Origin of the sequence: Rhodococcus sp. IEGM 1408 (assembly GCF_033142235.1) — a bacterium.
Lineage (GTDB): Bacteria > Actinomycetota > Actinomycetes > Mycobacteriales > Mycobacteriaceae > Dietzia.
Genome location: NZ_JAWLRW010000011.1, coordinates 1 through 26,405 on the forward strand (window position 1 = coordinate 1; position 26,405 = coordinate 26,405).

Consider the following 26,405-nt stretch of genomic DNA (forward strand, 5'->3'; position numbering starts at 1 on the left):
GGAAGCTAAGCCTGCCAGCGCCGATGGTACTGCACTCGTGAGGGTGTGGGAGAGTAGGTCACCGCCGAACACAACTTCAAGATCAGCGGGAGGGACTTTTGTCCCTCCCGCTTTTCTTATTTGTATCCCCCTTCTTCGACTGCAGTGCCGTCAGCGCGGCGCACGTAAGGTGAACGACGTGAACGAATCCCGGTCAGACCAGTCAGATCCCTCGCCGCGCCGAGGCGATCGGGACGTCCCCCGCAGGGGCGACGGTCCCGTCAGTCAGCCCCGCAGGGACAACAGTTCCTACGGTGAGCGACGCGGCAAGCGCTACGACGGATCCGACGCCGGTGCGTCGTCCAGCGAGCGTGGCAGCGGCGCCCAGCGCGCCGACGGTCCTCGTGCTGAGGGCCAGCGGACCGAGGGCCAGCGCGCCGGCGGTGCGCGGGCCAGCCTGGGACGCGGCGGTGCCGGTGGCGACAGGCGAGGGAGCAGCCCCCGCGGAGATGCTCGCGGTGGTGGCCAGTCCAGTGGTGGCCGGTCCGGTGGCGGTTTCCGAGGCAGCGATGGCCGGAGCGGCGACGGTCGTACCGGTGGTGCCCGGGCGGGTATGGAGCGGCGTGGGGAAGGTCGTCCGGGGCAGGACGCCCGGCAGGCCGCGCGGGTCGATGAGCCTGCGCTTCCCGACGACATCGAGCCGGCAGACCTCGACATGGAGATCCGCCGGGATCTGCGGGGGCTCGACAAGGCCAACGCGGAGCTCGTGGCCCGTCACCTGGTAGCTGCCATGCACTTCGTCGACGAGGATCCTGCGCTGGCTCTGGCCCACGGGCGGGCCGCCAAGAACCGGGCGGGTCGGATCGGCGTCGTTCGCGAGACCCTCGGCGTCCTAGCCTACCGCTCAAAGGAATGGTCGGAGGCACTGGGTGAGCTCCGTGCTGCCCGGCGCATCTCCGGCGGTCCCGGGCTGTTGGCCATGATGGCCGACTGCGAACGCGGTATGGAGCGCCCCCAGAAGGCGATCGAGCTCGCCCGCGGCGAGGAGTCGCAGCTTCTCACCGGGGAGGACCTGGTGGAGTTGCGCATCGTGGAGGCCGGCGCCCGGGTGGATATGGGCCAGCTCGACGCGGCGCTGGTGACCCTCCAGGACGCCGGGTTGGACGCCAATGCCACGGGGGAGGACGCAGCGCGGTTGGACTACGCCTACGCCGAGGTCCTCCTCGCCTCGGGGCGCAGGGACGAGGCCGCCGAGTGGTTCGGTCACGCAGTGTCGGCCGATCCCGATGACACCACGGATGCGCACGCGCGTCTGGCGGAACTCGAGGGGTAGTCCGGGTGCCGATATCTGCGCTGTCCCACTCTCACGACGCCCTTCTCGTCGATCTCGACGGCACGCTCATCCGCGGCACCGAGCCGATTCCCGGCGCCGCTGAGGCGCTCGAACACTCCGGTCTCCCGGTTGTCTTTGTGACGAACAACGCCAGCCGTTCGCCGGCCGACACCGCCGCACATCTGAGGGATCTGGGTTTCGCCGCGCAGACCTCCGATGTCATGACGAGTGCGCAGGCAGCCGTGGTGATGCTGGCCGAGCACGTGGCCGCCGGCGCCAAGGTCCTCGTGGTGGGCCACGACAGCTTCCGTGACCTGGCAAGGGACGCGGGTTACGAGGTCGTCCTGTCAGCCGATGACCGGCCCGAGGCGGTCCTGCAGGGCTTGTCCCGGGAATTGACCTGGTCGGACCTGGCGGAGGGCTGCCTCGCGATCCGTCGCGGGGTGCCCTGGGTCGCCTCCAACGTCGACACCACCCTGCCCACCGAGCGGGGACTGCTCCCCGGGAACGGGTCCCTGGTCGCCGCGCTGCGGGCCGCCACGGATCGCGAGCCGGTGGTGGCAGGGAAGCCGGCCGCCGGCGTCCTGGTGGCCGCGGCAGAACTCGTCGGCGCACAGCGCCCGCTCGTGGTGGGTGACCGTCTCGACACGGATATCCAGGGTGCGGTGGCTGCCGGGATGACGTCCCTCATGGTGCTGACCGGCGTCCACGGGGTGGCTGACCTGCTCGTGGCCGAAGACCGATGCCGCGCCACGCACCTCGCACACGACCTGTCGGCGCTCGCAGAGCCTCCGGAGGCCAGTCGGATCGACCGGGCAGCCGAGCTCGAGTCCCGGGTGGTGGACGGTGCACTGCGCCTGAACGGCGTTCCGCCCCGACTGGCGGGGATCGACCTGGCCCGCAGCGTCATCCGTCAGGCGTGGCACCACGGGGTGACCGCCATCCGGGACCCCCGGGACGAGTTGCGGTCCCGGCTGGCCGACGCCGGCCTCGTCGTCGACTAGCGTGGACGCCGTGAGCACCCCTGGACCCAGCCCCCTGCCCGGGCCCGACGTCGCCGAGCTCCGCTCGGCGTTCGACGATCTGCTCGCCGATTCGGTCGCTGCTCGTGGCGACGACGGCGAGGTGGACGGTGCTGTCCGGGACCACCAGGTAGAGGCGCTCGACGCCGCACATGAGCTGCTCGCGCAGGCACTCACCGCACTGGACGCCGCGCGCTGATGGCGCCCAAGCGGATGCGACTGGACGCCGAACTCGTCCGTCGCAAGATGTGTGACAGCCGGGAACGGGCGCGCGACCTCATCGATACCGGGCGGGTGATCGTCAACGGCGTCGCTGCCACCAAGCCCGCCACCCAGGTCGAACCCACCACGTCCATCGCACTCACCGCCTCGGACGGGCCGGACTGGGCCTCCCGCGGCGCGCACAAGCTCGTCGGGGCGTTGGACACCTTTGCCGACGTGACGATCGAGGGGGCGCGGTGCCTCGACGCCGGCGCCTCGACCGGCGGATTCACCGACGTGCTGCTCTCCCGCGGCGCCACACGCGTCGAGGCGGCGGACGTGGGCAACGGGCAGCTGGTGTGGCGGCTGCGCACCGATGACCGGGTCGGCGTGCACGACAAGACCAATGTGCGCACGCTCACCCCCGAGGTGATCGGAGGTGAGGTCGACGTGGTGGTCTCCGACCTGTCGTTCATCTCCCTCCGGCTGGTGTTGCCGGCTCTCGCCGCCTGCGTGCGGCCCGGCGGCGACCTGTTGCCCATGGTCAAGCCGCAGTTCGAGGTGGGCCGCGAACGCGTGGGCCAGGGCGGGGTCGTCCGTGACCCGGCTCTGCGGATCGAGTCGGTCACCGAGGTCGCCCGGGTGGGGGCGGCACTGGGTCTGGAGCCGCTCGGCTGCGTGGCCAGCCCGCTCCCGGGTCCCTCCGGCAACGTCGAGTACTTCCTCCACCTGCGCAGGACCGAGGCTGGCGGCCCGGTGGAGCTGACAGATCAGGCGGTCGATGCCATCCGTGTCGCCGTGGAAGAGGGGCCGCAGTGACGCACAGCACCGGGACGGAGACGCCCGGGGCGGGAGCGACCGACACAGGTGTAACCGAGACGGGAACGACCGTGGCGGTTGCGCCCCCGGCGGGCGGCTCGCGCCGCATCCTTCTCGAGGCCAACGTCGAGAGACTGGACATCGCCGCGATCGTCGCCCAGGTCGTCGATGCGTGCGCCAGCCGGGGTATCTCGGTACGGATGCTCGAGAGCACGAGCGGGAGCGTGGCGACCGGGACCGGTGTGGAGTCGGTGGCGAACACGCCGCTGGCGGCCGACGGGTGCGAGCTGGTCCTGGTCCTCGGCGGCGACGGCACGTTCCTGCGTGCCTGTCAGTATGCCCACGCCGCCGACGTGCCCGTGCTGGGTGTGAACCTCGGGCACGTGGGCTTCCTGGCCGAATCCGAGATCTCCTCGCTCAGGGGAGTCGTCGAGCAGATCGCGGACCGCGACTACCGGGTGGTCGAGCGGATGACCGTCGAGGCGACCGTCATGCACGGCGAGAAGGTTCTCGGTCAGGACTGGGCGCTCAACGAGGTGAGCATCGAGAAGGTCTCCCGCCAGGGGGTCCTCGAGGCGTCCGTGGAGATTGACGGCCGCCCGGTGAGCGACTACGGGTGTGACGGCATGCTCGTGTCCACCCCGACGGGCTCGACGGCCTACGCGTTCTCCGCCGGCGGCCCGATCCTCTGGCCGGAACTCGACGCCATCCTGGTGGTGCCCAACAATGCCCACGCCCTGTTCGCCCGGCCGATGGTGGTGGCCCCCAGCTCGCGCGTCGCCGTGGAGACGGGGGTCCGGTCGGGACCTGCCGTGGTGGTGCTCGACGGGCGCCGCCTGGTGGACGCGCCCGCGGGTAGCCGCGTCGAGGTGATCCGCGGTCGGCGCCCGGTCAAATGGGTGCGTCTGGACGATTCGCCGTTCACCGACCGGCTGGTGACCAAGTTCGAACTCCCGGTGACGGGGTGGCGTGGTCGGTCCGCGGCTCGTCCCCTCCCCTAAGGTGGGTGCGTGCTCACGGAACTGCGGATCAGCGGACTCGGCGTCATCGACGAGGCCGTCGCCGATTTCGCACCCGGCCTGTCGGTCCTCACCGGTGAGACCGGTGCGGGTAAGACGATGGTGGTCACGGGCCTGAGGCTCCTGGCCGGTGGCCGTGCCGACCCGGGGCGGGTCCGCCGTGGTGCGGACAAGGCGGTGGTGGAGGGACGGTTCGACCTGGCCGCCGCCGCCACCATGGACGTCGCCGACCGCCGCGAACTGGACGAACTGCTCGAGGACGCGGACGTCGAGCTCGACGAGGACGGTTCGGTGATCGCGGCTCGTCGGGTCGGTGCTGACGGACGCTCCCGGGCCAGGTTGGGCGGGCGGTCCGTTCCCGCCGGTACGCTCGCCCGCTTCTGTGCCCCGGTCCTGGCCGTCCACGGCCAGAACGACCAGCTCCGCCTGCTCAAACCCGACCGGCAGCGCGAGGCGGTCGACTCCCACGGGGGAGCGGCCGCGCGGGCCGCACTCGACGCCTACCGCGAGGTCTTCCACAAGTGGCGGGAGGCGAGGCGCATCCTGGCCGAGCGCACCGGGCGCGCCCGCGAGCTGGCCCGCGAGGCCGACATGCTCCGTCTGGGCCTCGAGGAGATCGACGCCCTGGACCCGAAGCCGGGGGAGGAGGCCGAACTCGACGCGGTCATCCGTCGCCTCACCGATTCCGAGGAACTGCGCGAGGTCGCGGGGCAGGCCCACGAGGCGCTGACCGGCGACGCGGAGTCCGCCGAACCCGTGGTCAACGTTCTCGACCACCTGCGCCACCGGCTCGCCGCCGCGGGGGACCCCGCACTCGACCCCATCGCCACCAGCATCGGGCAGGCGGTCGCCGCGCTGGGGGACGCTGCCACCGAGCTCGGGCGGTATCTGGCCGACCTCCCGGTGGACGCCGCCGACCTCGACTCCGCCCTCGAGCGACGGCATGACCTCAAGGCGCTCACCCGCAAGTACGGCACCGACGTGGACGACGTGATCGAGTGGGCCCGCACGGCGCGGGTCCGGTTGTCGGAGGTCGACACCTCCGATGCCGCGGTGGCTGAACTGACCGCCGCGGCCGAGCGCCTGGCCACCGAGCTCGCGGATCGCGGCGCCGCCCTCACCGCCGTCCGCCGGGCCGCCGGGGACGACCTGGCGGGGCGGGTGTCGGCCGAACTCGCCGAGCTGTCCATGGGAGGGATCGGGCTGGTCGTCCGCGTCCGGGCGTCGGGCGACGGACTCGCCGCCGCGACCGAGTCAGGACTGGACGACGTCGAGTTGGCGCTGGACGGACCGTCGGGCGTGGTCCCGCTGGGCAAGGGGGCCTCCGGGGGCGAGCTGTCCCGGGTGATGCTGGCGTTGGAGGTGGTGCTGGCCGAGCGCTCCGGGGGCGGGACCCTGGTGTTCGACGAGGTCGACGCCGGCGTGGGCGGCCGCGCCGCGCTGAGCATCGGCAAGCGACTGGCCATCCTGGCCCGGACACACCAGGTGATCGCGGTGACGCACCTGGCCCAGGTCGCCGCTTACGCGGACACCCACCTCGTGGTGAACAAGAGCGGCGACTCCGCCGGGGGCGCCGGCGTGGTGTCGGGCGTGCGCTCGGTCGACGACGCCGGCAGGGTGACCGAACTGGCCCGGATGCTCGCGGGGATGGAGGACACCGACACCGGCCTCGCGCACGCGGAGGAGCTGTTGACGAAGGCGCGGGCGGAGAAGTCTCAAGCTCAAGTCGACCGTTAACCCGACACGCCGACGCGACCTCCGGCGTCACTTGAATCACACGCGTGATACTCGTGCACATGAAGATGTCGGGTCTCCTCAATCGCCGTTCCAACGAGCTCGCCGGTGTGGTCGGCACCGTCCGCCAGATCCGGACGGGGTCGCCTGTTCCCAGGAAGCTCGGCGCCAAGGATGTGGCCGTCCTCGACCTCAACCGGGCGTCGCCGGAGACCGCCCGCGCGCTGGTCGAGGCCGGCGTCGCCGCCGTCGTCCACGTCCCCCGCTCCGGGGAGGAGATGCTGCCCCGCGCCGCGTTCCGGACCCTCGCCGCGTCGACGATCCCGGTCGTCGAGGACGCCGACCTGTCCGCCGTCGACGACGGCACCCGCGTGCGCATCGACGAGGGCGTGGTCTACTCCGTCAAGGGCGAGGGCGAGCTCGCCAGCGGGCGCGAGGCGGGCCCCGCCACGCTGCTCGCCGAGGTCGACGCGGCCGAGACCGGCTACATCGAGTCGGCGCTCGCGCACCTGGCCAACGCCACGGAGTTCCTCAGCCTCGAGCACCCGTTGCTCCTCGACGGTGAAGGTCTGCCCGAGATCGACGTCGTGTTCACCGACCGCCACGTCGTGGTGGTGACCGGGGACCTGACGTCGGAATCCCAGCTCCACGAGCTCAAGCCGTTCATCAAGGAGTACCGGCCGCTCCTCGTGGGCGTGGACGGCGGGGCCGAGCTGCTGCGCGCGGCCCGGCTGACCGCCGACGTCGTCGTCGCCACCCCCACGGCCGTCTCCGACGAGGTCCTCACCGACGGTGCGGTCCTGGTGGTCCCCGCCGACCGCGACGGCCGGGCCGAGGGGCTCGAGCGCGTCACGGAACTGGGCGTCGGCGCCACCACCTTCCCGGCCGCGGCCACCGCCCGGGACATGGCGCTGCTGCTGGCGTTCCACGGCGGCGCCGAGATGATCGTGGTCACCGGCGACGAGCGTGGGCTCGAGAACGCCTTCGGCTCGGATTCCGCGCCGTCCTCGACGATGGTCGACACTGCGGTCTCGTCACGACTCGTCCACGCCGGGGCGTGCGCGACCCTCTACCGCTCGCGCGGCGCCGGGATCGGGATGGCCCTGGTGGTCCTGGCCGCCCTGGTGGCGGTGGCCGCCGTGGTGGTCGCCCGCGACTCCGCCCAGGACCTGCTGATCTGGGCCGTCGACATGTGGAACACCTTCGCGCTCTGGGTTCAGGGACTGATCCGTTGATCTCGCTGCGTCGCCACGTCCTGACGTTGGTCGCCGTCTTCCTCGCCCTGGCGATGGGGGTGGTCCTGGGGTCGACGTCGGTGGCGACGTCGATCCGGGACGCGGTGGTCGACCGCGAGGAGACGACGACGGCGCGGCTCGAGACCGTGGAGGACGACCTGGCGGCGGAGCGCTCGGTATCGGGTCGTCTGGATGCCATGGCCGGAACTCTCGCCCCGTCCGTGCTGGACGGCGTGCTCGACGGGCGGCCCGTTCTGGTGGTGGTGGCGCCCGGCGCCGCCGAGGAGGACGTGGACGCCGCCGTGGAGACGATCAGCGCGGCGGGCGGCGTCGATGCCGGGCGGGTGACGCTCACCGACAAGGCGGTCGACCCGGCCGCCGACGCCGAGATCCAGGCGCTCGTGGCCAACCTCCCGATCGGGACCGCGCCGGCCACCGACGCCGACCTCGGTACCCAACTGGGGACCGCACTCGGCCGGGCCGGGCTACTCCGCACGGAGGACGCCAGACCGCACCTGCGCGACGTCGACCGCGCGACGGTCCTCACGACACTGTCCGACGCCGGGGTGATCGGGTTCGAACCCGGCACGCTGCGCCCCGGCCAGCTGGCCCTGATCGTGACCGGACCCGCCCGGGACGAGGCGACCGCCGTGCGGCTGGCCTCGTTCGCGCGGACCCTCGACAGCGAGGGGGCCGGCGTGGTGGTCGCCGCCCAACTGGCTCAGGGGGAGCGGGACAACGCGGTCACCGTGTTGCGCTCCGCCGGCGAGGAGGGTGTCTCGACGGTCGACACGGCGGGCTCCGACGCGGGACGACTGGCCACCGGGCTCGCCCTCGCGGAGCAGCTCGCACGGAAGCAGGGACACTACGGTCTGCGGACGGATGCCACTGCGGCGGTGCCGTCGGTCCCCACCGCCCCCGCACAGTGATAGCCTGAAGTCCCGTGGGGTGAACCGGAGCCACACCAGCTTTCATTCATTCCGGCGTCTTGACACGGGAGTCCCCTTGGCACTGAATCGAGCCGCGTCGCGGTCCGCGACAAAGCACATCTTCGTCACCGGCGGCGTGGCATCGTCCCTGGGTAAGGGGCTCACCGCATCGAGCCTGGGGCAGCTTCTCACCTCCCGCGGGCTCCGCGTGACCATGCAGAAGCTGGACCCGTACATCAACGTCGACCCGGGAACGATGAACCCGTTCCAGCACGGTGAGGTGTTCGTCACCGAGGACGGCGCGGAGGCGGACCTGGACCTGGGTCACTACGAGCGGTTCCTCGACCGCGACCTGAGCGCCAACGCCAACGTGACCACCGGCCAGGTGTACTCGGCGGTGATCGCCAAGGAGCGCCGCGGCGAGTACCTCGGCGACACGGTCCAGGTGATCCCGCACATCACCGACGCGATCAAGGAACGCATCCTCGCGATGGGCGACCCCGACGAGGAGGGACGGCGCCCCGACGTCGTGATCACCGAGGTCGGCGGCACGGTCGGCGACATCGAGTCCCAGCCGTTCCTCGAGGCCTGCCGGCAGGTCCGCCACTCGGTCGGCCGCGAGAACATCTTCTTCCTGCACGTCTCGCTGGTGCCGTACCTCGCGCCGTCGGGCGAGCTCAAGACCAAGCCCACCCAGCACTCCGTGGCCGCGCTGCGGTCGATCGGCATCGTGCCGGACGGTCTGGTGCTGCGGTGCGACCGGGACGTCCCGGACGGGCTCAAGGCCAAGATCGCGCTGATGTGCGACGTGGACCTCGAAGGCGTGGTCTCCACCCCCGACGCGCCGAGCATCTACGACATCCCCAAGGTGCTCTTCAACGAGCACCTGGACACCCACGTCATCCGCAAGCTCAGCCTCCCGTTCCGCGACGTGGACTGGACCGTCTGGGGCGATCTGCTCCAGCGCGTGCACGAGCCCCGCGAAGTGGTCGAGATCGCTCTGGTGGGCAAGTACATCGACCTGCCCGACGCCTACCTCTCGGTGACCGAGGCGCTGCGCGCCGGCGGCTTCGCCCACCAGGCACGGGTCAACATCCGCTGGGTCCAGTCGGACCTGTGCGCGACCGAGGCCGGCGCGCGCGAGGCCCTCCGGGGCGTCGACGGCATGCTGATTCCCGGCGGCTTCGGCATCCGCGGCATCGAGGGCAAGCTCGGCGCCATCTCGTGGTCGCGCAAGAACCGCATCCCGCTGCTCGGCCTGTGCCTGGGGCTGCAGTGCTCGGTGATCGAGGCCGCCCGGTCGGTGGGACTCGAGGGCGCCTCGTCGACGGAGTTCGATCCGGACACCGAGCACCCGGTGATCTCCACGATGGCCGACCAGGTCGAGGCCGTCGCCGGTAACGCCGACCTCGGCGGGACGATGCGCCTGGGCGCCTACCCGGCCGTGCTCACCAAGGGCTCGGTCGTCGCCGAGGCGTACGGGGCCACCGAGATCTCGGAGCGCCACCGGCACCGGTTCGAGGTCAACAACGCCTACCGCGACACGATCGCCGAATCCGGTCTGCGGTTCTCGGGCACCTCGCCCGACGGCCACCTGGTGGAGTTCGTGGAGTACCCGAAGGAGCAGCACCCGTTCTTCGTGGCCACCCAGGCCCACCCGGAGTACAAGTCCCGCCCGACGCGTCCGCACCCGTTGTTCGCCGCGTTCATCGAGGCCTCCCTGGCCTACGAGAACGAGATGCGTCTGCCGGTCGAGCCGTGGCGAACCGATCAGGCAGACGCGGAGGGCGCCTCCGAGTCCGAGCTGACCTCCGACGTCCGCTCGGACGGGAGCTGAGCGCGGTGTCCGGCCCGGGTGCCCCCGGATCGCACGACTACCGGACCGTCGCCAGTCGCGAGATCTTCGACGGCCGGGTCGTGCGGCTCCGGGTGGACACCCTCACCATGCCCGGTGGGGGCACCGCCGACCGGGAGATCTGCGGGCACGACGACGCGGTCGCGGTGATCGCGCTCGACAGTGAGGACCGGATCACGCTGGTCCGCCAGTACCGCCACGCGGTGGGGGAGCGGCTCCTGGAGCTGCCGGCCGGACTGTGCGACGTCGAGGGTGAGGAACCCCTGGAGACCGGGCGCCGCGAGCTGGTCGAGGAGACCGGCCTGGAGGCGGATTCCTGGGAGCCGGTGATCTCGATCGTTCCCTCCCCGGGCTTCTGCACCGAGCGCGTCCACGTGTTCCTGGCCACCGGGCTCCGCGAGGTCGCCCGGCCCGAGGCGGAGCACGAGGAGGCGGACATGTCGGTCGAGCGCATGCCGTTCGCCGACGCGGTCGAGGCCGTCCTCGACGGTCGGATCGTCAACGGCATCGCCGTGGCCGGGATCCTCGCCGCGCGGGCGATGACCGCCCGGTCCTGACGGGGCACACCGCGATGACGCCGGTGGGTGGCGCAGCAGTCCAGATCCGCGGGTACCTGGACCACCTCGCCGTCGAGAAGGGGGCCTCCGTCCACACGCTGGCCGCGTACCGGCGCGACCTGGCCAGGTACCGCGAGTACCTCGCGGACTCGGGCGTCGGTGACCTCGGGGCGGTGACCGAGTCGCACGTGGAGGACTTCCGCGCGCGGCTCGCCACGGCCGATCCGGACACGGGCCGGCGGGCGCTTGCGCCGAGTTCCGTGGCGCGGGCGCTGGCGGCGGTCCGCGGTGTGCACCGCTTCGCCACCCGGGACGGGGTGACCCCGACAGACGTCGCGGCGGCGGTCACACCGCCCCGCCCACCCCGGCGGCTGCCCAAGGCGCTGCCGGTGGGCCGGATCATCGCCGTGATCGAGGCCGCGGGCGGCACCGAGGTGGACACCGACCCCGCGCGGCTGCGGGACCGGGCGATGCTCGAGCTGCTCTACGCCACCGGGGCGCGGGCGGCCGAACTCGTGGGCCTCGACGTGGACGACGTCGACGGCCTCGACCACCCGGACGGCGGCACGGTGATCCTGCGCGGCAAGGGCGGCAAGGAGCGCGTGGTCCCGGTCGGGCGCCCCGCCTGCATCGCCGTCGGCGCATATCTGGTGCGCGCGCGGCCCGCCCTCGCGGGGAAGGGGGGACCGGCGTTGTTCCTCAACACCCGCGGCGGGCGGGTCACCCGGCAGACCCTGTGGAACGTGGTGACGGTGGCCGCCGAGCGGGCCGGCGTGGCAGAGGACGTCTCACCGCACTCGTTCCGGCACTCCTTCGCCACCCACCTGCTGGACGGCGGGGCCGACATCCGGGTGGTCCAGGAGCTGCTGGGCCACGCCTCGGTCACCACCACGCAGGTGTACACCCTCGTCACCGTGGAGACGCTCCGCGAGGTCTGGGCCGAGTGCCACCCCAGAGCACGGTAACGTGACCGGGGGTACGACCAGCGAGCAGGACGAGCGAGAGGAGACGCGGGTGGCGCAGGACTCTGGGACCATGGATCCCGCACTGTTCTCCCGCGCGGAGCTCCTGGGAGCCGGCGACCCGGCGGCCGGCGAGGGATTCTCCGCGATCCCCGAGCCGCAGCCGCTCACCACCCACGGGCCGGCCGTGGTGATCTCCATGTGCAACCAGAAGGGTGGCGTCGGCAAGACCACCAGCACGATCAACCTGGCGGCCGCGCTGGCCGAGTACGGCCGCAGGGTGCTGGTGGTGGACCTCGACCCCCAGGGCGCGCTGTCGGCGGGCCTGGGTATCCCGCACCATGAGCTCGACCTGACCGTCTACAACCTCCTGGTGGACCACTCCGTGTCCACGGAGGAGGTGCTGGTCCGCACCCGGGTGGAGGGCGTGGACCTCATCCCCGCGAACATCGACCTGTCGGCCGCGGAGATCCAGCTGGTCAACGAGGTGGGTCGCGAGCAGTCGCTCAGTCGCGCGTTGTACCCGGTGCTCGACCGCTACGACTACGTCCTGATCGACTGCCAGCCGTCGCTGGGCTTGCTCACCGTCAACGCGCTGGCCTGCTCCGACGGTGTGCTCATCCCGATGGAGTGCGAGTACTTCTCCCTGCGCGGCCTGGCGCTGCTGACCGACACGATCGAGAAGGTGCGCGACCGCATCAACCCGCGCGTGCGCCTGACCGGGATCCTCATCACCATGTTCGACCGCCGGACCATCCACGCGCGCGACGTCCTGAGCCGCGTCGTGGAGGTGTTCGGCGACAAGGTCTTCGACACCCTCGTCACCCGCACCGTCAAGTTCCCCGAGACCACCGTCGCCGGGGAACCCATCACCACGTGGGCGCCCAGGTCCGCGGGTGCGCAGGCATACCGCGCGCTGGCTCGCGAGGTCATCCAGCGCGGCAGGTGACCGGCCCGGTGACCGGGTCCGGGCCCCCGCCGGGGGTGGGCGCGGTGGAGGGGGCCGGGGTCATCACGGGCACCGGGGGCGATGAGGGCGAGGCCGGGGACCCGCGTGCGTTCACCGTCCACCTGACCAACTTCACCGGCCCGTTCGACCTGCTCCTCAAGCTCATCGACTCCCGGCGCCTCGACGTGACCGAGGTGGCCATCCACACGGTCACCGACGAGTTCATCGCCCACACCCGGAATCTGGGGGCGGAGGCCGGGCTCGAGGAGGTGACCGAGTTCCTGGTGGTGGCGGCCACCCTGCTCGACCTCAAGACCGCGCGGCTCGTGCCGTCCGGTGAGGTCCAGGACCTCGAGGACCTGGCGCTGTTGCAGGCGCGCGACATGCTCTTCGCCCGGCTCCTGCAGTTCCGCGCGTTCCGCCAGGTCGCCGAACTGTTCGCCGAACTCGACCGCACCGCCCGGCACTCGTATCCGCGGACTGCGGGGCCCGACGACGAGTTCCTGGAGCTGCTGCCCGAGGTGGAACTGGGCGTGGATCCCGAGCAGTTCGCCACCATCGCCGCCGTGGCGTTCCGGCCCCGGCCGGTGGACGAGGTGGGGCTGGGGCACATCCACGCACCCGAGGTGTCGGTCCCCGAGCAGGCCGCCCGCGTCCTGGAGTTGCTGAAGTTCCGGGGACAGGGACAATGGGTGGACTTCCGCGAGCTGGTCTCGGGGAGCGGTGAATCCCTCGTCGTCGTCGCCAGGTTCCTCGCCCTCCTGGAGTTGTACCGGGCGCGCGCGGTGGCGCTCGCCCAGGACGAGGCGCTGGGCGACCTGTTGGTGAGTTGGACGGGCGGCGACGCCACCGAGGTGACACGCGGAAGGGACGAATGGACGTGACTGCACCATGGACGTGACAGGGGAGGACGTGACTGTGGAATGGACGTGAGAGTGGAATGGACGTGAGAGTGGACGTGGAGACGTGACAGTGGACACGGGCGCGATATCCGGGGAACCGGCGGGCGGCGACGACGAGGTGCACGCCGACGAGGTGCACGACGACGAGGCGTCCGACGACGAGGTGTACGACGACGAGGTGGAGCGGTCGGACACGCCGCCGTTGCGCGCCCGGCTGGAGGCGCTCCTGCTGGTGGTGGACCAGCCGACGGCCGAGGGGCCACTGGCGGCGGCGGCCGGCTCCCACCCGGCAGAGGTGGACGCCGAGCTGCGGGCGTGGCGCGACGAGCTCACGGCGGAGGGCAGCGGCATGGACCTGCGGCGGTCCGACGAGGGCTGGCGTCTCTACACCCGTCGGGAGCTCGCCCCGTACGTCGAGCGCCTCCTCACCGACGGCACCCGGTCGAACCTCACCCGCGCCGCGCTGGAGACCCTGGCGGTGATCGCCTACCGCCAACCGGTCACCCGGTCGCGCATCGCGGCGGTCCGCGGGGTCAACGTGGACGGGGTCATGCGGACGCTCGCGGCACGCGGTCTGGCCGTGGAATGCGGCACCGACGCGGACACCGGGGGCATCCTGTATAGGACCACAGAGCTATTTCTGGAAAGATTAGGTCTGACGTCGCTCGACGAGCTCCCGGACATCGCTCCGCTGTTGCCGGATGTCGACCTGGTCGACGAGATGAGCGACGATCCCGCGGACGATCCGCGGATACCTCTGGGGCGGCGCAGGACTCCCGCGCCCGACCCCACACCTGAAGACAACGACGAAGAGATGTGACGAACTCATGAACGAGTCCGCTGGCCGAGACGGCGCACCGGTCCGCCTCCAGAAGATCCTGGCCCAGGCCGGGATCGCCTCCCGCCGAGCCTCGGAGGACCTCATCGCCCGCGGGCGCGTGGAGGTCAACGGGAAGATCATGCGGGAGATGGGCGTCAAGGTCGATCCCGCCACCGCCGTGATCCGCGTCGACGGCACCCGGATCGTCCTCGACGACGACCTGGTCTACCTGGCGCTCAACAAGCCGCGGGGCTACCACACCACCATGTCCGACGACATGGGCCGACGCTGCGTGGGCGACCTCGTGGCCGACCGCGTGGACGCCGGGCAGCGGCTCTTCCACGTGGGACGGCTCGACGCCGACACCGAGGGCCTGCTCCTGGTGACCAACGACGGCGAACTCTCGCACCGACTGATGCACCCGTCCTTCGAGGTGTCCAAGACCTACCTGGCGACCGTGACCGGCGTCGTGAGCCGGAGCGTCGGCAAGGAGCTGCGCGACGGTGTGGAGCTGGAGGACGGCCCGGCCAAGGTCGATCAGTTCTCGATCGTCGACGTCCACGAGGGGCGGTCGCTGGTCAAGATCGTGCTCCACGAGGGGCGCAAGCACATCGTCCGCCGGCTCCTCGACCAGGTCGGGCACCCCGTGGAGTCGCTCGTGCGGACGCGCTTCGGTGCTGTCGCTCTGGGCGACCAGCGCGCGGGCACCTTCCGCAAGCTCAACCGCAAAGAGGTCTCGGACCTCTACGAGGCGGTGGGCCTGTGACCGCCTCGACAGGGACCACCGCGGCAGCGGCCGCCTCGACCGGGACCGCCTCGACGGGAACGTCCCCGCGGCGCCGGATCGCGATCGACGGTCCCGCCGGCACCGGTAAGTCCACGCTCGCCCGCTCGCTGGCCGCGCGCCTCGGCGGCGCCTACCTCGACACCGGCGCGATGTACCGGGTGGCGACCCTGCAGGTCCTGCGCGCCGGGATCGATCCGGACGATGCCGACGCGGTGATCGCGTCCTCCGCCGACCTGCCCATGGAGATCGGCACCGACGCCGGGTCCGAGCGGATCCTGCTCGGCGGCGAGGACGTGAGCGAGGAGATCCGCACCGCCCGCGTCACCGCCGGGGTCTCGGCGGTCTCCGCCGTGCCGGAGGTCCGGGTCAACCTGGTGAAACTACAGCGACGCCTGGCATCCGGCGGCGGCACCGTGGTCCTCGAGGGACGCGACATCGGCACGGTGGTGCTCCCCGACGCCGAGGTGAAGGTGTACCTCACCGCGAGCCCGGAGATCCGGGCCCGACGCCGCACCGACCAGGATCGCCTCGCCGGACGCCGCGCCGACTACGACGAGGTGCTGGCGGCCGTGGTCGAGCGCGACCACAAGGACTCCACGCGCGCCGCGAGTCCACTGCGGCCCGCCGCCGACGCGATCATCATCGACACCTCAGACCTCACCCTCGACGAGGTGCTCGACCGACTGGTCGCACTCGCCGAGGACACCGACACGTCGCGCAGCGACACCGCAGAAGGGAACGCATGATGGGGACCAACGGGGAAAACTCGGACTTCGACCTGCCCACGGGACCCGTCGAGGAGACCGTCGAGGACGCCTGGAACGACGACACGGACTGGGACTCCGTGGCCGCGGAATGGGCCGATGAGATCGGCGCCGAGGTCGACAATGTGGAGATCCTGCCCACCGTCGCGATCGTGGGACGCCCCAACGTGGGCAAGTCCACCCTGGTCAACCGCATCATCGGCCGCCGCGAGGCCGTGGTCGAGGACGTCCCGGGCGTGACCCGGGACCGCGTGTCCTACGAGGCGCTGTGGAACGGCCGCACCTTCATGGTGCAGGACACCGGTGGCTGGGAGCAGGACGCCAAGGGCCTGCACCGCTCCATCGCGCAGCAGGCGGAGATCGCCATGGGCACCGCCGACCTGATCGTGCTCGTGTGCGACGGGACCGTGGGCATCACCTCGGCGGACGAGACGGTGGCCAAGAGCCTGCGCCGCGCGTCCACGCCCGTGATCCTGGCGGTCAACAAGGTCGACAGCGAGAAGGCGGAGCTGCAGACGCACGAGTTCTGGGGCCTCGGCCTGGACCAGCCCTACGCCATCTCCGCCGCCCACGGCCGCGGCAGCGCCGACCTGCTGGACGAGATCCTGCGGCAGCTGCCCACCAAGGCCCGCATGCGCGAGGCGACCGACGTGCCCCGGCGCGTGGCGCTGGTGGGCAAGCCCAACGTGGGCAAGTCGAGCCTGCTCAACAAGCTCACGGGGGAGGAGCGGTCGGTCGTGGACAACGTCGCCGGCACCACCGTCGACCCCGTGGACTCGCTCGTGGAGCTGGGGGGCCGCGAATGGCGCTTCGTGGACACCGCCGGACTGCGGCGCAAGGTCAACCAGGCGTACGGGCACGAGTACTACGCCTCGCTCCGGACCCGCGGTGCCATCGAGGCCGCCGAGGTCGTGGTGCTACTGCTCGACGCCTCCGAGCCCATCACCGAGCAGGACCTGCGGGTCATCTCGATGGTCGCCGACGCCGGGCGCGCGCTGGTGATCGCCTTCAACAAGTGGGACCTGGTGGACGAGGACCGCAGGTACGTCCTGGACAAGGAGATCGACCGCGAGCTGTCCAAGATCCTCACCTGGGCGCACCGGGTCAACATCTCCGCCACGACCGGCCGCGCCCTGGCCAAGCTCGTGCCCGCGATGGAGGCCGCGCTGGAGTCGTGGGACAAGCGGATCCCCACCGGTCAGCTCAACACGTGGATGGCCGAGGTCGTGGCCGCCACCCCGCCGCCGATGCGCGGCGGGCGCCTGCCCCGGATCCGGTTCTGCACCCAGGCCACCACCCGGCCGCCCACGTTCGTGTTCTTCTCCACCGGCTTCCTCGAGGCCGGCTACCGGCGGTTCCTCGAGCGGCGCCTGCGCGAGACCTTCAACTTCGACGGCTCTCCCGTGCGCGTGAACGTGCGAGTCAAGGAGAAGCGGGTGCGCAAGTGACCAGGCGATTGGGGTGTCCCGAGGGGCGTGCGCTAGTCTGATCCAGTCGCCGCGCGAGTCGCGGAGGCGGACGGGCTGTGGCGCAGCTTGGTAGCGCACTTGACTGGGGGTCAAGGGGTCGCAGGTTCGAATCCTGTCAGCCCGACACAGATAAACCCCAGGTCAGAGAAATCTGACCTGGGGTTTCGTCATATCCAGGGCCTCCGTCCCGGGCATCGCGTCGCGGCCCCCGGGTGGGGCCGGGGACCGGGGGTCCCTGTGGGTTAGCCTGGCGTCTGGAGACCCGCGGGCAGGATGTGCCCGTCGGGCGGTGAACTTCTTGTCAGGGGTGAATCAAGGTGGGAGAGCTACTCGTCGTGATCGGCGTGGTGGTCGTGGTGGTCGCGGTCATCGGGATCGTCCTCAAGATGAGGAAGGAGCGCGCGAGCAGCGCCCCGGGGCCCCGTCGTGACCCTCTCGCCCCCGATCAGCCCGTGCACGGCTTCGGACCTCGCAACCTCGGTCCCGGCGCGATCGTCGCCTACGGCGGGATCGACTACGTGGTCCGCGGCACCATCTCGCTCCGGCAGGGATCGTTTGTGTGGTGGGAGCACCTCCTCGACGGCGGTGACGGCGCGCAGTGGCTCGGGGTGGAAGAGGACGAGGGTCAACTTGAGCTGACCTGGTGGGTCACCAGGAAGGGGCTCGGGGTGGGCCCACAGGCCGAGGTGGTCGTCGACGACCGGGTGCACCGCGAGGACGAGTCCGGCGAGGCCGAGTACTCGTGCGAAGGGACCACCGGTCTGCCCGAGCGCGGGCGCATGCGGTACCGCGACTACCAGACCGGTGACGGCAGCGCCCTGCTGTCCTTCGAGGACTGGGACGGCGCCGGGTGGGAGGTCTCGACCGGTCGGCCGATCTCCCCGGGCGAGATGACCGTCTACCCGGCCCCGCCCGCCCCCGGCGTTCCCGGGTACACCGCGTGACCCTGCACCGACTCGACCTCGAACCGGACGACGTGGCGGCGGCCTCCCTGGGATACCGCGTCGACACGCAGCCGGCACCTGAGTCGCTCGTGACAGTGCTCCTCGAGCACCCGCAGCACGCCGCCGCACTACGGTTGTCGATCCTCGGCGCGTCCCACGCCGTCACCCTCGTGGTCGATGGACGGGACACCGTCACCGAAGAGGTCTCGTGCCGGGCGTCCACCTCGGCCGACGGGTTGCCGTCGGTGGGGGCGCTCCACCCCGGACCGTGGGGCACCCACCACCTCCGGGGAGCCGTGGAGACGCTGTCGCCCGAGGCCTTTGCGGCGATGGTGGAGCAGTTGACCGCCCTCGCGGACTCCGGGCCCGAGGTCCTCGCGGGACGCTTCCCCGGTGCCGAGGGCGCGCTCACCGTGGTGTCGGCGACGGCGGAACCGGCGGGATGGCGGTGGCGCACATGGCACCTCTACCCGGTGGCCGACGCCGACGCGGCGGGAGCCGGCGGTGAGGTCGTGACCACCGTGTCCCGGCTCGAGGTGGCACTCACCGACTCGCGAGTAGAGGTGGCGTCATGAACCGCTACCGCGGGTGGATCATCGCCCTGGTCGGCGGGGTCATGGTGATCCTGCTCGGGCTGGTCCTGGTGGCCGCCGGCACCAACGCGGTGCGGTACGTGCGGGAGAACTACACGCCGGTGGCGGGCGCCTCCAACACCTACGAGTGCCGCGGGGACAAGGCCGCCACCGTCGCCGACATCACGGCCCACGAGCGCCCGGACGGGAGTGGGCAGCAGGACCAGACCGAGTACCTGCGGTACGGCGACGACATGATCCTCGTCGGCCCCTCGGGAGCGATGAGGTGCCGGGTCCAGCTGGACCAGAACTCCCGGACGCTGCGCTCCGGCGGGTTCCTGTTCCTCGGCGGCGCCTTCGGGCCCAGGAGCCCGGCGAGCTCCTCGGGCGGCAGCTCCGGCGGTTTCGGCGCAAAGTGACCATCCCGACCGGCCCTGCGGGCCTGACACCAAAGGAAATATCGTGAATCTGGCCGACCACCTCCCCGACCTGCTCGACGGAATCGGAGTGTCCCTGGCGTACTTCGGGGTCGGCGCCCTCGTGCTGGCCGTCGGCTTTGTCGTGCTCGACCTGCTCACCCCGGGCAGTCTGCGTCAGCACGTCTTTGTGGACCACCGGCCCAACGCCGCGGCCCTCCAGGCGGCCTCGGCCCTGGCGCTGGCGATCATCGTGGTCACGGTGATGGTGAACGCCTCCGACGAGCTCGCGTGGGGTCTGGTGGACGTCGTGGTCTACGGCCTGCTCGGCGTCGCCTTCCAGGCCGTCACGCTGGTGATCCTCGAACTCGTCGTGCCGGGCAGGTTCCGCGACCTCGTGGCCTCGCCCACGTTCAGCACCGCCTCGCTCGCCGTGGCGGCGACCCTCGTCGCCGTGGCCGCGGTCAACGCCGCAGCCATTGCCTGAGCCCGTGACCGCGCCCGAGCAGGGGGCAGTCGCGCCGCCGGCCGCCGAGGAGTCCGTCAGCGGCACGGGCGCCCGGATCCCGGCCGGGCGGTGGTGGCGCCCCATCGTCCTGGCCGCGGTGGCCGCGTGCGCGGCGTGCGGTCTCATCTACGAGCTGGCGCTGCTCACCCTCGCGACGACGGTCCAGGGCGGGGGGATCGTCGCGACGAGTCTCATCGTGGCCGGATACGTCGCCGCCCTCGGCCTGGGCGCACTGCTCGCCAAGCCGTTCGTCGACCGCGCGGCATCGACCTTCGTGGGGGTCGAGACCGCGCTGGGCTTTGTCGGGGGAGTCTCGGCGACGGCGCTGTACGTCACCTTCACCACGTTGGGGTCGCAGACCGGTTCCCTGGTGGTCCTCGTCCTGGCCACCGCGGCGATCGGTGCCCTCGTCGGAGCGGAGGTGCCGCTGCTCATGGCGCTACTGCAGACGGGCCGACGGAGCGGGGCGGAGGAGTCCGGGCGGACGCTGGCGAACCTCAACGCCGCCGATTACCTGGGGGCGGTCGTGGGTGGCCTATTGTGGCCGTTTCTCCTCCTGCCGACCATGGGGATGCAGCAGGCCGCGGCCGTCACCGGGCTCGTGAACCTCGCCGCCGCCGCGATCCTCCTGGCGGTCGTGCTGCGCCACTTCCTCTCCCGCGCGCGGTCGATCGCCGCAGCCCTGATCCTGGCCCTCGTCGCCGCCCTGCTCGGAGCGCTCCTCGTGGTCGTGGACGACGTGACGGAGTGGTCCCGGGCGCGCCTGTACCCGGACCCCGTGATCGTGCACACGCAGTCCGCCTACCAGGAGATCGTCGTCACCCGGGCGCGGTACAACGGCCGCACGGACCGTCGCCTCTACCTCGACGGCACGCTCCAGTACTCGAGCCTCGACGAGTACCGGTACACCGAATCGCTGGTCCAACCCGCCGTCGCCGGCCGCCCGAGAGACGTACTGGTGCTGGGCGGCGGAGACGGACTGGCGGCCCGGGATCTGCTCGAGGTCCCCGGGATCAGCCGGGTGGTGCAGGTGGAGCTCGATCCCGCGGTCCTGGAGATCGCGCGGACGGACCTGCGCGCGGACAACGGGGGCGCGCTCGACGACCCGAGGGTGGACGTGGTCGTCGACGACGCGTTTGCCTGGCTGCGCCGGGGCGGCGACGGGGCGGTGCCCGCCGGTGGGTTCGGCGCGGTTCTGGTGGACCTGCCCGACCCGCGGAGCCCCGCGTTGTCCCGTCTGTACTCCCGCGAGTTCTACGGCTTGGTCCGGCAGGTGGTCCGGGACGACGGGCTGATGGTGGTCCAGTCCGGCAGTCCGTACTCCACGCCCAACCAGTTCTGGCGGACCGCGTCGACCGTGAGGTCTGCAGGGTGGGGCACGACCCCGTACCACGTCCACGTCCCGACGTTCGGGGACTGGGGGTTCGTCCTCGCGTCGAAGGACGGGACGCCGCCGGACCTGCGACTGCGCGCCGACGTCGTCGACCTCCGGTACCTCGACGCCGGCGTCCTGGAGGCCGCCGCCGAGTTCGGTGGCGACGTGGCACCGATGAACCTCGAGCCCTCGACGCTGGACCGGCCGAGGATCCTCGACGACACCCGCTACGAACGCTGACCCGGGACCGCGAGGGGGAGTGTGACCTGCTCGGTGCCACCGCCCCGGCAGGGAACACCGCTCCACGGCCTACCGTTGTATCCGATGAACTATCCCGTGACACAGACGCGCCCAGGGGGCGCAGGTCGAGGAGGGGCGCATGGCTGACGAGCGCACGCCGCATACGGCCCGGGACCGGATCGTGTCCGATGTGGACCGGATGTGCCGGGGTGTGGGTGCGGCGCCGGTCGTGGAACTGTCCGACCGCGCGGCGCTCCTGGTCGCCTGCGGGCTGGTGGAGCCGCGGATCACGAACGTCGTCCTGGCCCGCCTGCACCAGAACATGGCGTTCCCGACGGTCGGAGGGTTCCACCAGGTCCGGATCATCGAGGAACAGCGGCACGACCTCCGGCGGATCATCGACACCCCGGCCCCGTCGATGCTGCGGATGGCGCTGCGTACCCGGTTGGCCGACCTCGACCGCAGGTACCTGGTCCTGCGCACGGGCTTCACCCGCGGTGCCGGCGTGTTCGCCTTCCGGATCAAGGACATCCGGGTCGACCGGAGGCGTGGGGTCCATCTGGACACCGACGACCGCGGTCGGCTCTTCGACGCACTCGCGTCCACCCCGACGATGGCGCCGGTCCCGCTCGTGCCCCGGACCCTGGCCGAGCTCGGGACCGTCGCGGCGGCGTACGGACAGCGGGAGATGGGACGGGTGGTCCTACCCCAGCGGGTCCAGTCGGTGGTCCAGTCCCTGCCCTCGTTGCCCCAGATCCGCGCGGACCGCCGCCGGATCCCGGAGATGTACACCGCGATGCTCATGGAGGTGGGCGGGCTCTACGACACGCTGAACCGCGCATACGGGCGCGGCGGCCGGTCGGTGGAGGAGGTCCGGCTGCAGTTCGACGCCGAGACCGAGGTCGTGGGCCTCGCGGGTGATCTGTGCCGGCTCCGTGAAGCGGCCGCTGCGGCGGGCGTCCCGCCTGCCCGCGACGGCTTCACCACGCTCACCGGGATGGGGCCCGCGATCGACGAGGTGTGGGCGGAGGTCGTCGAACGGGCGGTGGCGTTCCGGGAACTGGTCGAATCCGTGCAGACCCGTGCGGAGGACGCGGTGTCGGAGGCCGCGCGGCTCGACGACATCGCGCGGGACCACGGGGTGCGACCGCCGTCGGCGGTCCACATGCCCACCCCGGCCGACCTCGCGGCCGAGCGGCTGGCCGCCCGCGCCGGCGACCGGATGCTCTCCACGGAGGCCATGCGCCGGCTACGCGGTCAGATCGAGCCGGATCGCTAGTGCCGGATCACCAACGCGTGACCGGCGGGGTGCACTGCCGGATGCGTGGGCGGCTGCGTACGGTGAGATCGACTGTTTTTTTAACCGGGAAGGACTCCAACGCGTGGGATTTGCCAACCGCTTCTGGAAGCTGATGGGCTCTACCCAGGGCCGGGACACCTCGCGCGCGCAGAGCGCGGTCGAGGCGTCCCACGGCTACGACGAGTGGGCCGCGGGGATGGACGACGACGAGTTCGCGGATGCCGCCCACGGCCTGCAGCTCTTCGGTGATTCCGCCGAGGACCTCGCCCGGTTCCTCGCGCTCGCCCGGGAGGCGGCCACCCGCACCGTGGGTCTGAGGCCGTTCGACGTCCAGCTCCAGGGTGCGCTGCGGATGTTCGCGGGCGACGTGGTGGAGATGGCGACGGGTGAGGGCAAGACGCTCTCCGGCGCGATCGCGGCGGCGGGGTACGCGCTGCAGGGACACACCGTCCACGTCATCTCGGTGAACGACTACCTCGCGGCCCGCGACGCGAGTTGGATGGGCCCGATGTTCGAGCTCCTGGGGCTGACCGTCGGACACGTCACGGAGTCGTCATCACGGGACGAGCGCCGGGTCGCCTACGGGTGTGACGTCGCCTACGGTTCGGTGTCCGAGATCGGTTTCGACGTCTTGCGCGAGCAGTTGGTCACCGATCCGGCGAAGCTGATCTCACCGACCACGGACGTGGCGTTGGTGGACGAGGCGGACTCGGTGCTCGTCGACGAGGCACTGGTGCCGTTGGTCCTGGCCGGGTCCACCTCGGGGGAGGCGCCCACGGGGGAGATCCTCGCCGCGGTCCGGAAGCTCCGCCCGGGCAGGCACTTCGAGACGGACTCCGATCGGCGCAACATCTTCCTCACCGACGACGGCGCCGCGGCCATCGAGACCGAGCTCCAGATCGCCGACCTCTACGCCGCGGACCACGTGGGGACCACGCTGGTCCAGGTCAACGTCGCGCTCCACGCGTGCTTCCTGCTCCGGCGGGATGTGGACTACATCGTCCGCGACGGGCGGGTCCAGCTGGTCAACGCCTCCCGCGGCCGCGTGGCCGAGCTGCAGCGGTGGCCGGACGGGCTCCAGGCCGCCGTGGAGGCCAAGGAGGGGGTCACGGTGTCCCAGGCCGGCCAGATCCTCGACAGCATCACCGTGCAGGCCTTCATCGGCAGGTACGACCGGGTCTGCGGGATGACGGGTACGGCGCTCGCGGCGGGTGCGCAGTTGCGGTCGTTCTACTCGCTGGGCGTGTCCCAGATCGACTCCAACGCCGCGTGCGTCCGCGTCGACGAGGCCGACCGCACCTACATCGACAGGGACAGCAAGACCCGCGCCGTGGTCGAGCACATCGCCGCGGTCCACTCGACCCGGCAGCCGGTGCTCGTGGGCACCCACGACGTCGCCGAGTCGGAGGAGCTCGCCGCCCGCCTGTCCGAGAAGGGCGTGGAGTGCGTGGTCCTCAACGCCAAGAACGACGAGGAGGAGGCCGCCATCATCGCCGAGGCCGGTGACGTGGGCAACGTCACCGTCTCGACCCAGATGGCGGGCCGCGGCACGGACATCCGGCTGGGGGGCTCGACCGAAACCCGGCGCGACGAGGTGGTCGCGCTCGGCGGACTGCACGTGGTGGGGACAGGCCGGCACCGGACCGAGAGGCTCGACAACCAGCTCCGCGGACGCGCCGGGCGACAGGGCGATCCCGGGAGTTCGGTCTTCTTCGCGGCGATGGACGACCCGGTGGTCACCTCGGCCCTGGAACCCGAGAAGATCCCCGACGCTCACGACAGGATGAGTGGGTTGCTCAAGGGCAATCGCGGACGTGACGCGGTGGACCACGCCCAGCGGGTCACCGAGGGGCAGATGCTGGAGATCCACTCCAACACCTGGCGCTACAGCCGGCTGCTCGCGGAACAGCGCGACATCCTGGCAGAGCGTCGGGCGGCGCTGCTGCTCACCGAGAAGGCGTTCGAGGAGCTCGCCGCCCACGATCCCGCACGGAGCGCCGACCTCGTCAAGGAGAACGGCCGCGACGCCGTGGTGCAGGGGTGCCGCGAGATCATGCTGTGGCACCTCGACCGGGGCTGGGCTCGGCACCTGGAGACGATGAACGACGTCCGTGAGTCGATCCACCTCCGGGCGCTGGGGCGGGAGAATCCGCTCGACGAGTTCCACCGGATCGCGATCGACCACTTCCGCGACCTCGCCTCGGATGCGGTCCGTGAATCCGAGGCGACCTTCGCGACCATCGAGTTCACCGGATCGGGGGTGGACCTCGAGGCCAACGCGATGGCACGGCCCACCTCCACATGGACGTACATGGTCCACGACAACCCGATGGCCGCCGGCGGCAACGTCTTCTCCGGGATGATGTCGACCTTCCGATGAGTGCGGCGCGGGAGGGCAGGCGTGAGACCGATCTGCGGGAATGGCGGACCGGTGAGGGCAAGGTGCTCGGCGCCCGCATCCCGCCACCCCGCGATGGTCACCTCTCCGCTGCGGTCCCGCCCGGGCTCGAGCCCGAGTCGCCCCCCAGAGGCCCGGAGGTCAGTGACAGGTTCTGGACCCTTCCCAATGTCATCTCGCTGGGTCGCATCGCACTGATCCCGGTGCTCATCGTGAGCATCCTGGTGTGGGACGACCCGAGTCTGGCTCTGTGGATCCTCGGAGCGCTGGTGGTCTCGGACTGGTTGGACGGCAAGATCGCCCGATTGTGGAACATGCGGTCCACCTGGGGCGAGCGCCTCGATCCGATCGCGGACCGCTTCCTCGTGGCCGCCGTGCCGGTGGCCTTTGCCGTGGCCGGATACGTCCCCGTGTGGATCGTGGTGGTGTTGCTCGCCCGGGATGCACTCCTCGTGGGGACACTGCCGGTGTACCGGCGCCGGGGGATGGAACCCGAGGTCACCTACCTCGGCAAAGCCGCGACCTTCGCGCTGTTCTGGTCCCTCCCGCTGCTCCTCGCCGGGTACGCGGAGGTGCTCGGCGGGGAAGGGTTGCGGATCCTCGGCGAGGCGTGTCTGTTCTGGGGAGTCGGTCTGTACACGTGGAGTGGGGTGATCTACCTGTGGCAGGCGTGGAAGGTCTCACGGACGGTGTCGCCTCGGGCGCGTCGGATCGCCTGATGTATCGAGGTCGGACGGTGTGTAATGTCGCCAGATGGAATCGGAAGTGAGCCACTCGAGAAGGGCACGTCAGTGAGCGATCAGAACATCCCCGACCAGCTCCGGTACACCGACGAGCACGAGTGGGTGGAGCGGGTATCGGACACGCGGGTCCGCGTCGGTATCACCGAGTACGCGCAGTCCAAGCTGGGCGACATCGTTTTTGTGCAGCTCCCCGACATCGGCGGCGGGACCGAGACGGGTGAGCCGTTCGGCGAGGTCGAGTCTCCCAAGAGCGTCTCCGACCTCTACGCACCGCTCACCGGGAAGGTCGTCGAGGTCAACACCGCCCTCGAGACGTCCCCCGAGCTGGTCAACTCGGACCCGTACGGTGAAGGGTGGATCGTCGTCCTCGAGATCTCGGACGTCGACGACCTGGAGGCGCAGCTCGAGCAGACGCTGGACTCCGACGGATACGCCAAGATCACGGTGGCCTGAGCGGACTGGTGAGCCCCCGGCCCCGCGGCCGGGAAGTCCGACATAGAATCCATAGCACCGCACGGTGAGCCCCTCGCTGGGCTCGGACGAGGAGAGACAAACGTGACCGAGAACAAGAAC

General features: G+C 71.2%; 26 protein-coding genes and 1 tRNA gene. All 27 read left to right on the forward strand.

Annotated features, from left to right (window positions below; genetic code table 11):
• Positions 1-178 precede the first annotated feature (178 nt).
• Complete coding sequence (locus R4P08_RS15585; RefSeq protein WP_317814820.1) at positions 179-1,312, forward strand: tetratricopeptide repeat protein; 1,134 nt, start codon at positions 179-181, stop codon at positions 1,310-1,312.
• Positions 1,313-1,317: 5 nt separating this feature from the next.
• A complete protein-coding gene (locus tag R4P08_RS15590) occupies positions 1,318-2,316 on the forward strand; it encodes an HAD-IIA family hydrolase (RefSeq protein WP_317814821.1) in 999 nt (332 codons plus the stop codon).
• Between the two features lie 10 nt (positions 2,317-2,326).
• Positions 2,327-2,533 carry a hypothetical protein gene (locus R4P08_RS15595; RefSeq protein WP_317814822.1) on the forward strand — a complete coding sequence of 69 codons (207 nt, stop codon included), beginning with the start codon at positions 2,327-2,329 and terminating at the stop codon, positions 2,531-2,533.
• Entirely contained in the window at positions 2,533-3,354 is an 822-nt protein-coding gene (locus tag R4P08_RS15600; RefSeq protein ID WP_317814823.1) for a TlyA family RNA methyltransferase, read from the forward strand. The genes R4P08_RS15595 and R4P08_RS15600 overlap by 1 nt, the downstream gene beginning before the upstream one ends.
• 71 nt (positions 3,355-3,425) lie before the next feature.
• Positions 3,426-4,355 (forward strand): NAD kinase, encoded by a 930-nt coding sequence (locus R4P08_RS15605; protein ID WP_317814824.1) that lies wholly within the window; start codon positions 3,426-3,428, stop codon positions 4,353-4,355.
• Positions 4,356-4,364: 9 nt separating this feature from the next.
• Entirely contained in the window at positions 4,365-6,110 is a 1,746-nt protein-coding gene (recN, locus tag R4P08_RS15610) for a DNA repair protein RecN (RefSeq protein WP_317814825.1), read from the forward strand.
• 59 nt (positions 6,111-6,169) lie between these two features.
• Positions 6,170-7,342 (forward strand): putative cytokinetic ring protein SteA, encoded by a 1,173-nt coding sequence (steA, locus tag R4P08_RS15615; protein ID WP_317814826.1) that lies wholly within the window; start codon positions 6,170-6,172, stop codon positions 7,340-7,342.
• Complete coding sequence (locus R4P08_RS15620; RefSeq protein ID WP_317814827.1) at positions 7,339-8,271, forward strand: copper transporter; 933 nt, start codon at positions 7,339-7,341, stop codon at positions 8,269-8,271. The genes steA and R4P08_RS15620 overlap by 4 nt, the downstream gene beginning before the upstream one ends.
• Positions 8,272-8,347: 76 nt before the next feature.
• Positions 8,348-10,108: a CTP synthase gene (locus tag R4P08_RS15625; protein WP_317814828.1), complete on the forward strand. Its 1,761-nt coding sequence runs from the start codon at positions 8,348-8,350 to the stop codon at positions 10,106-10,108.
• Between the two features lie 5 nt (positions 10,109-10,113).
• Complete coding sequence (locus tag R4P08_RS15630) at positions 10,114-10,683, forward strand: NUDIX hydrolase (RefSeq protein ID WP_317814829.1); 570 nt, start codon at positions 10,114-10,116, stop codon at positions 10,681-10,683.
• Between the two features lie 14 nt (positions 10,684-10,697).
• Positions 10,698-11,648, forward strand: coding sequence for a site-specific tyrosine recombinase XerD (locus R4P08_RS15635; protein ID WP_317814830.1), 951 nt, complete (start codon positions 10,698-10,700; stop codon positions 11,646-11,648).
• 70 nt (positions 11,649-11,718) lie between these two features.
• The gene (locus R4P08_RS15640) at positions 11,719-12,594 is read left to right on the forward strand and encodes a ParA family protein (protein ID WP_317814896.1); all 876 of its coding nucleotides are present in this window, start codon (positions 11,719-11,721) and stop codon (positions 12,592-12,594) included.
• Positions 12,595-12,638: 44 nt separating this feature from the next.
• Positions 12,639-13,478, forward strand: a complete 840-nt coding sequence (locus R4P08_RS15645; protein ID WP_411741225.1) for a segregation and condensation protein A — start codon at positions 12,639-12,641, stop codon at positions 13,476-13,478.
• An 82-nt stretch (positions 13,479-13,560) separates the two neighbouring features.
• Positions 13,561-14,316, forward strand: a complete 756-nt coding sequence (gene scpB, locus R4P08_RS15650) for an SMC-Scp complex subunit ScpB (protein WP_411741219.1) — start codon at positions 13,561-13,563, stop codon at positions 14,314-14,316.
• Between the two features lie 7 nt (positions 14,317-14,323).
• Positions 14,324-15,082 carry a pseudouridine synthase gene (locus tag R4P08_RS15655; RefSeq protein ID WP_317814831.1) on the forward strand — a complete coding sequence of 253 codons (759 nt, stop codon included), beginning with the start codon at positions 14,324-14,326 and terminating at the stop codon, positions 15,080-15,082.
• A gap of 77 nt (positions 15,083-15,159) precedes the next feature.
• Positions 15,160-15,849, forward strand: coding sequence for a (d)CMP kinase (gene cmk / locus R4P08_RS15660; protein ID WP_317814899.1), 690 nt, complete (start codon positions 15,160-15,162; stop codon positions 15,847-15,849).
• Positions 15,846-17,315: a ribosome biogenesis GTPase Der gene (gene der, locus R4P08_RS15665; protein ID WP_411741220.1), complete on the forward strand. Its 1,470-nt coding sequence runs from the start codon at positions 15,846-15,848 to the stop codon at positions 17,313-17,315. The genes cmk and der overlap by 4 nt, the downstream gene beginning before the upstream one ends.
• Positions 17,316-17,386: 71 nt before the next feature.
• Positions 17,387-17,460, forward strand: a tRNA-Pro gene (locus R4P08_RS15670).
• 193 nt (positions 17,461-17,653) lie between these two features.
• Entirely contained in the window at positions 17,654-18,280 is a 627-nt protein-coding gene (locus tag R4P08_RS15675) for a DUF4178 domain-containing protein (protein ID WP_317814832.1), read from the forward strand.
• Positions 18,277-18,855: a DUF2617 family protein gene (locus R4P08_RS15680; protein WP_317814833.1), complete on the forward strand. Its 579-nt coding sequence runs from the start codon at positions 18,277-18,279 to the stop codon at positions 18,853-18,855. The genes R4P08_RS15675 and R4P08_RS15680 overlap by 4 nt, the downstream gene beginning before the upstream one ends.
• Positions 18,852-19,271, forward strand: a complete 420-nt coding sequence (locus R4P08_RS15685) for a DUF4247 domain-containing protein (RefSeq protein WP_317814834.1) — start codon at positions 18,852-18,854, stop codon at positions 19,269-19,271. The genes R4P08_RS15680 and R4P08_RS15685 overlap by 4 nt, the downstream gene beginning before the upstream one ends.
• 43 nt (positions 19,272-19,314) lie before the next feature.
• Positions 19,315-19,755, forward strand: coding sequence for a DUF350 domain-containing protein (locus R4P08_RS15690; RefSeq protein WP_317814835.1), 441 nt, complete (start codon positions 19,315-19,317; stop codon positions 19,753-19,755).
• A gap of 4 nt (positions 19,756-19,759) precedes the next feature.
• Positions 19,760-21,391: a polyamine aminopropyltransferase gene (locus R4P08_RS15695; protein WP_411741221.1), complete on the forward strand. Its 1,632-nt coding sequence runs from the start codon at positions 19,760-19,762 to the stop codon at positions 21,389-21,391.
• Between the two features lie 139 nt (positions 21,392-21,530).
• Positions 21,531-22,670, forward strand: a complete 1,140-nt coding sequence (locus R4P08_RS15700; protein WP_317814836.1) for a hypothetical protein — start codon at positions 21,531-21,533, stop codon at positions 22,668-22,670.
• 103 nt (positions 22,671-22,773) lie between these two features.
• Entirely contained in the window at positions 22,774-25,071 is a 2,298-nt protein-coding gene (secA2, locus tag R4P08_RS15705) for an accessory Sec system translocase SecA2 (RefSeq protein WP_317814837.1), read from the forward strand.
• Complete coding sequence (locus R4P08_RS15710) at positions 25,068-25,808, forward strand: CDP-alcohol phosphatidyltransferase family protein (RefSeq protein ID WP_317814838.1); 741 nt, start codon at positions 25,068-25,070, stop codon at positions 25,806-25,808. Before secA2 ends, R4P08_RS15710 begins: the two co-directional genes overlap by 4 nt.
• A 72-nt stretch (positions 25,809-25,880) precedes the next feature.
• Positions 25,881-26,285: a glycine cleavage system protein GcvH gene (gene gcvH / locus R4P08_RS15715; RefSeq protein ID WP_317814839.1), complete on the forward strand. Its 405-nt coding sequence runs from the start codon at positions 25,881-25,883 to the stop codon at positions 26,283-26,285.
• Positions 26,286-26,405: the final 120 nt, after the last annotated feature.

Excerpts from the sequence above, each read along its gene's own strand:
- R4P08_RS15600 (WP_317814823.1), top strand. The coding sequence starts at position 2,533 with ATGGCGCCCAAGCGGATGCGACTGGACGCCGAACTCGTCCGTCGCAAG.
- steA (WP_317814826.1), top strand. The coding sequence starts at position 6,170 with ATGAAGATGTCGGGTCTCCTCAATCGCCGTTCCAACGAGCTCGCCGGT.
- R4P08_RS15635 (WP_317814830.1), top strand. The coding sequence starts at position 10,698 with ATGACGCCGGTGGGTGGCGCAGCAGTCCAGATCCGCGGGTACCTGGAC.
- R4P08_RS15640 (WP_317814896.1), top strand. The coding sequence starts at position 11,719 with ATGGATCCCGCACTGTTCTCCCGCGCGGAGCTCCTGGGAGCCGGCGAC.
- R4P08_RS15655 (WP_317814831.1), top strand. The coding sequence starts at position 14,324 with ATGAACGAGTCCGCTGGCCGAGACGGCGCACCGGTCCGCCTCCAGAAG.
- der (WP_411741220.1), top strand. The coding sequence starts at position 15,846 with ATGATGGGGACCAACGGGGAAAACTCGGACTTCGACCTGCCCACGGGA.
- R4P08_RS15685 (WP_317814834.1), top strand. The coding sequence starts at position 18,852 with ATGAACCGCTACCGCGGGTGGATCATCGCCCTGGTCGGCGGGGTCATG.
- R4P08_RS15700 (WP_317814836.1), top strand. The coding sequence starts at position 21,531 with ATGGCTGACGAGCGCACGCCGCATACGGCCCGGGACCGGATCGTGTCC.
- R4P08_RS15710 (WP_317814838.1), top strand. The coding sequence starts at position 25,068 with ATGAGTGCGGCGCGGGAGGGCAGGCGTGAGACCGATCTGCGGGAATGG.